The 9,927-nt window shown below is 74.4% G+C and carries 8 protein-coding genes; 4 read left to right on the forward strand and 4 right to left on the reverse strand.

The window, feature by feature from the left end; genetic code table 11:
• Positions 1-20 precede the first annotated feature (20 nt).
• From EES41_RS07280 to EES41_RS07290, 3 genes are all read left to right on the forward strand, one after another.
• Positions 21-1,025: a polyprenyl synthetase family protein gene (locus EES41_RS07280; RefSeq protein ID WP_254211364.1), complete on the forward strand. Its 1,005-nt coding sequence runs from the start codon at positions 21-23 to the stop codon at positions 1,023-1,025.
• Between the two features lie 114 nt (positions 1,026-1,139).
• Entirely contained in the window at positions 1,140-2,324 is a 1,185-nt protein-coding gene (locus tag EES41_RS07285; RefSeq protein ID WP_254211365.1) for an oxygenase MpaB family protein, read from the forward strand.
• A gap of 81 nt (positions 2,325-2,405) precedes the next feature.
• Complete coding sequence (locus EES41_RS07290; protein ID WP_123076665.1) at positions 2,406-4,040, forward strand: molybdopterin-dependent oxidoreductase; 1,635 nt, start codon at positions 2,406-2,408, stop codon at positions 4,038-4,040.
• Here EES41_RS07290 and EES41_RS07295 read toward each other — a convergent pair.
• Positions 4,000-4,740: a hypothetical protein gene (locus EES41_RS07295; protein WP_164495780.1), complete on the reverse strand. Its 741-nt coding sequence runs from the start codon at positions 4,738-4,740 to the stop codon at positions 4,000-4,002. The two genes, EES41_RS07290 and EES41_RS07295, sit on opposite strands and share 41 nt — an antisense overlap.
• 285 nt (positions 4,741-5,025) lie before the next feature.
• Between EES41_RS07295 and EES41_RS07300 the strand changes: the two genes are divergently transcribed.
• Positions 5,026-6,126, forward strand: a complete 1,101-nt coding sequence (locus EES41_RS07300; RefSeq protein ID WP_123076669.1) for an esterase family protein — start codon at positions 5,026-5,028, stop codon at positions 6,124-6,126.
• An 18-nt stretch (positions 6,127-6,144) separates the two neighbouring features.
• On the opposite strand, the gene EES41_RS07305 is transcribed toward EES41_RS07300, so the two are convergent.
• From EES41_RS07305 to EES41_RS07315, 3 genes are all read right to left on the reverse strand, one after another.
• Entirely contained in the window at positions 6,145-7,413 is a 1,269-nt protein-coding gene (locus tag EES41_RS07305) for a cytochrome P450 (protein WP_254211366.1), read from the reverse strand.
• A gap of 87 nt (positions 7,414-7,500) precedes the next feature.
• Positions 7,501-8,697: an Ig domain-containing protein gene (locus EES41_RS42305; RefSeq protein WP_254211367.1), complete on the reverse strand. Its 1,197-nt coding sequence runs from the start codon at positions 8,695-8,697 to the stop codon at positions 7,501-7,503.
• Positions 8,698-8,795: 98 nt separating this feature from the next.
• Positions 8,796-9,689, reverse strand: coding sequence for a LysR family transcriptional regulator (locus EES41_RS07315; RefSeq protein WP_164495781.1), 894 nt, complete (start codon positions 9,687-9,689; stop codon positions 8,796-8,798).
• Between the last annotated feature and the right edge of the window lie 238 nt (positions 9,690-9,927).

The following is a 9,927-nucleotide window of genomic DNA, read 5'->3' on the forward strand; positions in this document are numbered from 1 at the left end:
ACACCGGCTTCAAGGAGCGCGTGGACGGGGTACTGGTCCGGCTGGCCGACGAGGAGGAAGAGACCCTCCTCGCCCTGCACACCGAACTCTTCCCGCTGACCGAGCAGTTGCGCCGGTCGCTGGCGCGCGGCAAGCGGATCCGCGCGGCGTTCCTGTACTGGGGTTGGCGAGCCGCCGGACAGCCCGACTGCGAGGCGGTGATCCGGGCCGCGGCCGCGATGGAACTCGTCCACGCGGCGGCCTGCACCCACGACGACATCATCGACGGCAGCCGGATGCGGCACGGCCAGCTCACCGCGCACGCCGCCTTCGACGCCGCCGGACAGCGCTCCACCGCCCTCGCGATGATCCTCGGCGATCTGCTGATGGGCTACGCGGGCCACCTGTTCACCTCCTGCGGGCTGCCCGGGGCCTACCTGGCGCGGACCGTGCCGCTCTGGACCGCCCTGATGCGCGAGACGATGGCCGGGGAGTTCCTGGAGGTGCTGCGCACCGCCGCCGCGCCGGCCCGGGAACCGCGGGTGGCGGAGTCGCTGGAGGTGGCCCGCTACAAGACCGCCAAGTACACGGTGGAACGGCCGCTGCAGCTCGGCTCCACCCTCGGCGGTGGCCCCGGCGCCCTGTCCGAGGCGTTCTCCGCGTACGGGCTGCCGCTGGGCGAGGCCTTCCAACTGCGCGACGACCTGCTCGGCACCTTCGGGGACCCGGCCCGGACCGGCAAGTCGAACCTGGACGACCTGCGGGGCGGGAAGCCCACCGCGCTGCTCGCCCTGACCCTGGAGGCGGCCGGGGAGGACGACCGGCGCCTCCTCGCCAAGCTGGTGGGCAACCCGGAGCTGGTCCCGGAAGAGGCGGCGTCCGTACGGGAGCTGATGGACCGCTGCGGGGCCCGGCAGCGGGTCGAGGACATGATCCGGGACCGGATCGGCCGGGCCGCCGGCGCGCTGGACACCGTACCGATGCCGGCGGAGGCACGGTCCGCGCTGCGCGAGCTGGCGGGCACGGCGGCCGACCGCTCGCTCTAGCCGCGCCACCGTCACCGTCACCGTCACCGTCACCGTCACCGTCACCGTCACCGTCACCGTCACCGTCACAAGAAGCCTTGGACTCCACGAGCCATGACAAGAGGGACGACCGTAGTGAACGCCACCCAGACCACCCCGCCGCGCCCGGCCCGCTACGACGAGGCCGCCCTCGACGTCCTGGCCACCCGGGGGGACCCGCTGGCCGACGCGACCGTCGCCACGCTGATCGAGCGCGGCGAGGTGGGCGACCTCAACACCCTGATGCGGTTCTTCTCCACCTCCGGGGACAAGCTGCCCGAGCGGCTCCCGGCTGCCGCGGCCGAGTACTTCGAGGCCACGGCCATGCCGCCGGACTGGGTGGACTGGGACGTCATGGAGCGGGCCCGGCTGTTCTTCATGGACAACGCGGCCCACATCAACACCGGGCTGGCCTTCGCCGCGATGCCCGTGACCTACGCGGTCCCCCGGCTCGCCCGGCTGCTCTCCTCGACGCACTCCCTCGCGTACCCCTCGCGGCGGATGGCGGGCACCGGGCAGTTCGTCACGTACCTGATGCGGAGCGATTCCTTCGAGGAGGGCGGCAAGTTCATCCCGGCCGCCCAGAAGGTCCGGCTGCTGCACGCCGCGGTCCGCCACCACCTGCGCGGGGGCGGCCACTGGGACGTGGCGCGGGACGGGACGCCGATCTGCCAGGAGGACATGATCGGCGGGTTCGGCATGTTCTCGCTGCTGGTCCTGGACGCCATGCACCGGCTGGGCGTGCACATGACCGAGGAGGGCGCGGAGGCGTACTTCTACGCCTGGCGGGTCGTGGCCGCCATGCTGGGCTGCGACATGTCGGCCGTGCCCGGGACCCTGACCGAGTGCCGCGCCTACCTCGACCTCTACCTGCGGCGCGGCCTCGGCCCCTCGCCCGAGGGGGTCGCGCTCACCACCCGGCTGACCCGGCTGTACGAGGACGTGGTGCCCGGCACCCTCTTCGACCCGATGGTCCCGGCGACCATCCGCTACCTGGTCGGCGACACCATCTCCGGCTGGCTGGAGGTCCCCCGCAGCCCCTGGGACGCGGCGGCCCGGGCCGTGCCCGTCTTCCTCGGGCTGCTGGAAACCATCGAGGACAGCAGCCCGCTCGCGGAGTGGGCGCTCGACAAGGCGGGCTCCGCGCTGGCGGGCTTCGAGCTGTCCGCGCTGACCCGGGGCCGGGTGATGCACCACGCGATCCCGGCGGAACTGAGGCCCGAGTACGGGATGAAGGCCCCGCGCACCGGACGGTGGATCCCGCCCGCGCCGGTGCACTGAGCGCGGGGAGCGCGTCGCGGCGGCGCCGCCCGGGGGCCGGGGAGGATAATTCGTAGCATTCCCGGCGGATGGTGGGCGCGCATGACCTCTGAGAAGACAGCCCCGGGGCAGCCGCACCGCCGCCTGTTCGGCGTCGTCAGCGGGCTGGCCGCCGCGTGCGCCGGGCTGGCGCTGGCGCAGCTGGCCGCCGCCGTGGTGCGCCCCGAGGCCGCGCCGCTCACCGCCGTCGGCGGGGCGGCGGTCGACCGCACGCCCGCCGCCCTCAAGGAATGGGCGATCCGCCAGTTCGGTACCGGCGACAAGCTGGTCCTGACCCTCGGGATCGTCGCCGCCCTCGCCGCGGTGGCGGCCCTGGCGGGGCTGCTCGCCGTACGGCGCCTGCCCGCCGGGATCGCCCTCGCCGGGTGCTTCGGGGTGATCGGGGCGGCGGCCGCGCTCAGCCGTCCCGAGGCCACGTGGAAGGACGCCCTGCCCTCGCTGGTGGGCGGGCTGACCGCGGCCGGGGTACTGTACCTGCTGGTCACGGCGGTGACCCGGCCCCGGCCGGGGGGCGCGCCGGCCGACGGGACCCGGGCGATGGACCGGCGCGGCTTCGGGCGGCTGCTCGTCGCCGTGCTGGCGGTCTCGGCGGGCGCCGGGTACGCCGGGCGCCGCCTCGGCGCCTTCGGCGCGGCGGGAGCGACGGCCTCGCGCGCCGACTTCGTCCTGCCCCGGCCGGCGGTGCCCGCGCCGCCCGTACCGGCGGGAGCGCAGCTGCGGGTGCCGGGGATCTCGCCGTTCCTCACCCCGAACCGGGACTTCTACCGCGTGGACACCGCCCTCGTCGTCCCGCGCGTCGACGCGGACGCCTGGCGGCTGACCCTCCACGGCGAGGGGGTCGCCCGACCCCTCACCCTCAGCCTGCGGGAACTGCTCGCCCGCCCGCTCGTCGAGCACGACATCACCTTGACCTGCGTGTCCAACGAGGTCGGCGGCCCGTACGCGGGCAACGCGCGCTGGCTCGGCGTCCGCCTCGCCGACCTGCTCCGCGAGGCGGGGGTCGAGCCCCCGTCCCGGGGCGGCCCGGCCGACCAGCTGGTGGCGCGCTCCGTGGACGGCATGACCCTCGGCACGCCCGTGGAGGCGGTCATGGACGGCCGGGAGGCGCTGCTGGCCGTCGGGATGAACGGCGAGCCGCTGCCCTTCGCCCACGGCTTCCCCGTCCGCATGGTCGTACCGGGCCTGTACGGGTACGTCTCCGCCTGCAAGTGGCTGAGCGAGCTGCGGCTGACCACCTTCGCGGCGTACGACGCGTACTGGGTGCGCCGGTCCTGGGCGGCCCGGGGTCCGGTCAAGACCCAGTCGCGGATCGACACCCCGCGCCCCTTCGCCGAACCGACCGAGGGCCGGGTGGCGGTGGCGGGGGTGGCGTGGGCGCAGCACCGGGGCATCGCCGGGGTGCAGGTGCGGGTGGACGGGGGCCCGTGGCGGGAGGCCCGGCTGGCGGACGCGGACGGGGTCGACACCTGGCGGCAGTGGGTGTGGCAGTGGGAGGCCACCCCCGGCTCGCACACGCTGGAGGTGCGGGCCACGGACGGCACCGGTGCCGTCCAGACGGGCGAGCGCGCCGGGACCGTCCCGGACGGCGCGACGGGCTGGCACTCGGTGGTGGTACGGGTCCGCTCCCGGGCGGGGATCACGGGCGCGGGCGCGGGGCGAGGATCAGGTCGGTCTTGAAGGCCTCCCGCTCCAGCAGCCAGCCCTGCGGGCGGAGCGCGGCGATCAGGTCGGACCTGAGGTCCACGGCCTCGCGGAGGGTGGCCGCCTTGGCGGTGATCTCGGCGAACCAGGGCGGCTCCCCCGGTCCGGTGCGCAGCGGGGTCACCTGCATCTCCAGGTCGCGGCCGAGGAGCCGGCCGCCGTGGCTGGTCTGGCGTACGGGGCCGTAGACGAGGGAGTTCGCGGCCACGGACTCGGCCCAGCCGGGGGGCTTCGGCGACCATCTGCGGAGCTTGCCGGGCATCCGGTCGCGGGCGAGGGCGCGGGAGGCCTCGGGGCCGGGGAGTTCGCCGGGGGCGAGGTGCGGGGCGGGCTCGCGCTTCTTGTTGCAGAAGTCCAGGGTGGCCCGGGCGTAGCCGAGGTTCACCTGCGGGGCGTAATTGGTGTCGTTCGCGCCGAAGTTGACGGTGCTGGCGATGTCGAGCGCGCGCTGGACGGCCGCCGGGTCCGCGCCGTCGCCCTCGATGGCGAAGCGGGTCTTGTAGGTGAGGCGGATGCGGTCCTCGTCTCCGTCGCGGCGCATCCGGATGATCCAGCGCTGGGCGGCCAGGCTCAGCCGTTCGTCGTCCACGTACTGGGCGGATTCGAAGCGGACGGCTCCGGCGAGACGGAGGGCGGCGGCGGGTCCGGCGAGGGGGGCGCCTTCCGCGTCCAGCACCGTGGCGGGATCGAGTAACAGCTTGACCTGGTAGGTCGGTTCGGCGCATCCGGCCGCCGCGTCCCGCAGGCCGCGAAAGCGGTGACACGGGGCACTCTCCGCGAATCCGTTGATCACAGTGCATACAACGCCGTCCTGGCGCGGGAGGTACGCCCGGGCGGGCCGTGTCGGCCAGCCGTTCGAAGGCCCCCTCATGCGGCTCGACACGGCGCGCACCGGCCCCCTCGCGAGCGGGGCGCACCGTACATTGGCAGCACGACCCAGGACACGTCAGGAGCCCGGACCGTGGAGCTGACCAGTACGTCGTTCCTCGTCACGCTCATCGTCGTCACCGTCCTCGCGATGCTCGCCCTGCTGCTCCTGTGGAACCGGATCCCGGGACCGGGATGGCTGCGCTGGCCGGCGCGGGTGCTGATGATCGGGCTGTGCCAGCTCACCGCGATCTGTGTCGTCGCCGCCTCGATCAACGGCGGCTACGGGCTGTACGCGTCCTGGGACGACCTGCTGGGCACCGACACCGGGCCCGCCTCGGCGATGACCGGGCCGCCGCCGGGGCGGGCCCGGTTCACCCAGGGCGGGGACGGCACCCAGAGCGTCTACTTCCGGGGCTCCCGTTCGAAGCTGGCCGGGCAGGTGACCGTGTGGACTCCCCCGGAGTACGGGGCGCCGGGCGCGGAGCGGACCCGGTTCCCGGTGCTGGTGCTGCTGCACGGGTACCCGGGCTCGCCCCGGACCTGGATCGACCTGGGCGACATGCCGGGCTCGCTGGACCGGCTGGTTCGGGCGGGCGCGTCGCATCCGTTCATCGTGGTGATCCCGGAGCTCTATCCGGGCGGGATGAACACCGACTGCGCCAACATCGGGCCGCACCGGGTGGCCGACTGGCTGGGCCAGGACGTCCCGGACCTGGTCGCCCGGAACTTCCGTACGCTGCGCCGGCCCGAGGGCTGGGGGCTGCTGGGCGTGTCCACCGGCGGGTTCTGCGCGGCCAAGCTGCCGTTGCAGTTCCCGAAGGCGTTCCGCGCGGGCGCGGCCCTGGACCCCGACCCGCTGGTCGGGGATCCGGCGGTGCTCTCCGACCCGGCGGTGCGCGAGCGCAACAGCCCGATGTGGCTGCTCGGACGGACGAAGAAGGCCGACACCGGTCTGTTCCTGGCCACGTCCGCGCAGGACAAGGACAGCCCACCGGCCCAGCTGCGGGTCTTCGCCCGGGCCGCCGAGGGCACCGGAGTCCGGGTCAGGACCCTCGTCCGGCCCCAGGGCGGCCACAACTTCCAGACCTGGAGGGGCATGTACCCCGAGGCGCTGGGCTGGCTGAGTACGGAGATCCCCCCGCCGGGCTCCGGCCGCCCGGGCACCGCGGCGGACGCGGAGGACCGGGAGTGATCTGCCGCTCCCGGCTGGTCAGGACCGGTCCAGGCGGACGGGCAGCGCCTCGACGCTGTTGCCGATGAAGCTGCGCTGGTGCGGGAGTTCGGGCTCGGGGACGGCCAGGTCGAGGTCCGGGAAGCGGGTGAACAGCCGCTCCAGGGCGATGGTGGCCTCCAGCCGGGCGAGCGGGGCGCCGACGCAGTAGTGCGCGCCGTGGCCGAAGGAGAGGTGGCGGGCGGCGGTGGGGCGGGTGACGTCGAAGCGGTCGGCGTCGGGACCGTGGAAGGCCTCGTCGCGGCCGGCGGCCGTGTAACCGGCGAGGACCGGGGTGCCGCGCGGGATCAGGGTCCCGTCGACGGTCAGGTCGCGGGTGGGGTAGCGGAACGGGAACCAGCTGACGGGGCCGTCGAAGCGCAGGGTCTCGTCGACCACGTCCGACCAGGTGGCCCTGCCCTCGCGGACGAGCTCCAGCTGGTCGCGGTGGGTGCACAGCGCGCGGACGGCGTTGCTGATGAGGTTGAGGGTGGTCTCGTGGCCGGCGACCAGCATCAGCCGCATGGTGCCGATGAGTTCGGCCTCGCTGAGCCGGTCCCCGTCGCCCTCGCGGGCGGCGATGAGGGCACTGGTGAGGTCCTCGCCGGGCTGTGCGCGGCGGGCGGCGGCGATGGCGCCCATCAGCTCGACGAGTTCCCGTACGGCGGCCATGGCCTCGGCCGGGGTGGTGTCGGTGGCGATGATCACGGTGTTGGAGAGGTGGTGCAGCCGGCCCCGGTGCTCCGGGTCCACTCCGAGGAGTTCGCAGATCACGCTCATCGGGAGCGGGAGCGCGAAGTGGGTGCGCAGGTCGGCGACGCCGTCGGGGGCTTCGGCGGCGGCCCCGGCGAGGTCGTCGAGCAGCCCGGCGGTGAGTTCCTCGATGCGCGGGCGCAGCCGTTCCACCTGGCGGGCGGTGAAGGCGTTGCCGACGAGGGAGCGGAGCCTGCGGTGGTCGGCGGCGTCGGCGGTGTGCATGCCCTGGGCGTTGGCGAAGACGCGCAGCGGCCAGTCGGGGGCGATGGTGCCGTCGTGCAGGGCCGGGAAGTGCCGGGCGTCCTTGGCCACGTCGGGGTGGCCCAGGAACTCCCGCAGCGCCTCGTGACCGAGCACCACCGCCCCGGGCACCCCGCCGGGAAGCACGACCTCGGACACGGAGCCCCTGGCGCGCAGCCGGGCGTTGAGCGCGTGCGGGCAGCCGCCCGCGGGGTCGATGACGTGGGCGGGGACGTGCGCGGGGGTGGGGGTGGGGGCGTCGGCGGGGTTCAAGCCAAATCTCCTGACCGGGTGGGGGGCGAAACTCGGTCAACAGTGCGTCCCGGGAGCGGTGTTGTACAAGCCCGACACCACCGCGTCTCAGAACCAGCCGATGGTGAGGGGGAAGGTGGCGTCGGCCGTGCTTCCTGTGGAGTCGGTGGCGGTGGCGGTCACCTGGAGGGTTCCGGTGGCCCAGGGTTTGCCGGTGATGCGGCCGGTGGCGGCGTCGACGCTCATGCCCCAGGGGAGTCCGGTGGCGGCGTAGCGGAGGGCGGGTTTGCCCCCGGTGGCAGTGAGCCGGATGACGCAGGACTGGTTGAACTTGCAGGCCTGCGGGCCGGGGTTGGCGAGCTTCAGGTCACCGGGAGTCGGTGTCGGCGTCGTGCCGCACCCCGGGGCGGCTTCCGGCGGCAGCGGGACGCGCCAGATCTGGGTGTCGTTCTCCGACCCGACGAGCAGCCCGGCACAGTCGTCGTACGTCACCGTCTCGCCCTGCGACTGGGCCGGCAGCGCGACGTCCGCCAGCTTGGTGCCCGCCGTGTCGTACACGGAGGCGGTGTTCGCGCCCAGCGGCCCGCCGCTGCGCAGGGCGTACGAGGCCCCCGTCGGCGAGAACGCCCCGTCGGTGGCGAAGACCGGGCCCGGGCGGACGGCGGTGAGGGTGTTGACCTGCCCGGTCACCGGCGGCAGCGGGGCCTTGTAGAGCCGCCCGGCGGCGCCGATGACCTTGCTGGCGACATAGATCTGCCCCGACACGGGGTCGGCGAGCAGGGATTCGGCGTCGTGCCGGCCGTCGGCGTAGGCGAAGCGGTAGGTCACGGGGGTCACGGTGGCGTCGGCCAGCCGGTCGGGCTCGGCGAAGGCGTGGACGGCGATCTCCGCGCGGCCGCTGAGGTTGTCCCCGATGTCGCCGACCAGGATCGCCGGGAGCCCGGCGGCGTCCTTGCCGATCGCGAGCCCTTCCCAGTCGGTGTTGCCGGCACCGGAGACGGTGTAGGTGGCCACGAGCCGGCCGCCCGCTCCGGCGCAGTCGACGGCGAAGACCTGGTTGGTGTTGCCGCTGTCGTTGACGGCGTAGAAGACGCCGGGGTGCTTGCGGCTCATGGCGAGGCCGCTGAGTTCGGCCAGACCTGCGGGCAGCGTGCACTTCCTCTCCGGGGCCGCGGCTGTGGCGCCCGCCGGGGCCGGCCCGGTGGACACGGCCGCGCCGGCCGTCCAGACGGTGGCCGACAGGGCGGTGGCGAGGACCGCGGTCGCCAGGGCGGCGGCTCTCGGGGGTGTGAGGAGTCGATGCATGGCCCTCATATGACAGGCCATCAGAATACGGCGCCAGCGCCAACCGGCGCCCCACTGGGCATCGTTCGGTGCCGTGCGGGCATACCTGGCGGCGGGCTTCATCGGGCGGGCTCCCTTACCGGCGCCTTGCGCCGGGCCTCCGCGATGAACGCCCGGGCGGCGCGGCTCAGCGGGCGCCGCGGGTGCGCGATGCCCACCGGGCGCAGCAGGGGCGGATCGAAGGAGCGGATCTCGGCGCGGTGCCCGAAGGCGCGCAGCGCCACGTCCCGGTACCAGATGAGCGAGCCGCGCCCGTCGGTCACGCCCGTCACCCAGGCGAGCCGCTCGTCGGCCTCCAGCGAGGGCGCGGGCCGGACGCCGAGGCAGCTGAACATGGCCTCCAGCTCGGTGCGGCGCCCGGCGCCCGGGGTCGGCAGGACCATGGGCAGCCCGTCGAGCAGCCGGAACGGCACCGGGTCGGGCAGCCGGGAGCCGACCGGCGAGATCAGCACCACCTCGCGCTCCTGGATGTGGTGCGTGGAGAGCTCCTTGTCGACCGGCAGGTCCACCAGGGCCAGTTCCGCGCGCCCGTCCATGAGCTCCCGGACCAGGTGCTCCCTGCTGTCGCGCTGCTGGATCCGCACGTCCACCCCGGGGTGCCGCTCGGTGAAGCCCGGTATCAGGCGGGCGGCCAGATCGAGGGCCAGCGTCGGCGTGGTGACGAGCGTGAGCGGGACCCGGGAGCCCTTGCCGTGCGCCGTTCCGATGTCGTCGATCGCCTCGACCGCGTCGAGCACGGTCCGGGCCAGCCGGACCACCCGGGAGCCTTCGGGGGTGAGGTCGACCCCTCTGCCCCGGCGGGCCAGGAGGTCGACCCCGAGGTCCCGTTCCATGGCCTGGACGGCCCGGGACAGGGCGGACTGGGCGACGAAGACCGAGGCGGCCGCTCCTGTGATGGAACGGCAGTCCGCGACGGCGACGAGATAACGAAGCTGCGCGAGTGTGGGGGTCATGACCGGACGGTAACCGCGCCCTGCCGTACCTGTAAGGGCCATGCGGTGAACAAACGTCCGACCGGCGCCCCGAGTTCATACCCGGAGGCCGCCGAGGCATGCCGGTCCGGCATGACCCCGTGCCCGTACGGTACGCCGGCCCGTCCGCCGGGGCCGGCCCGCGCGGGCACCATCGCCGCAGGCCACCGCCTCGGCGGGGGGTGCGCGCGGTCCGGCGGGAAGACGCCTTGCGCGAAAT

The sequence above is a fragment of the Streptomyces sp. ADI95-16 genome, from assembly GCF_003721495.1.
GTDB classification, from domain to species: domain Bacteria; phylum Actinomycetota; class Actinomycetes; order Streptomycetales; family Streptomycetaceae; genus Streptomyces; species Streptomyces goshikiensis.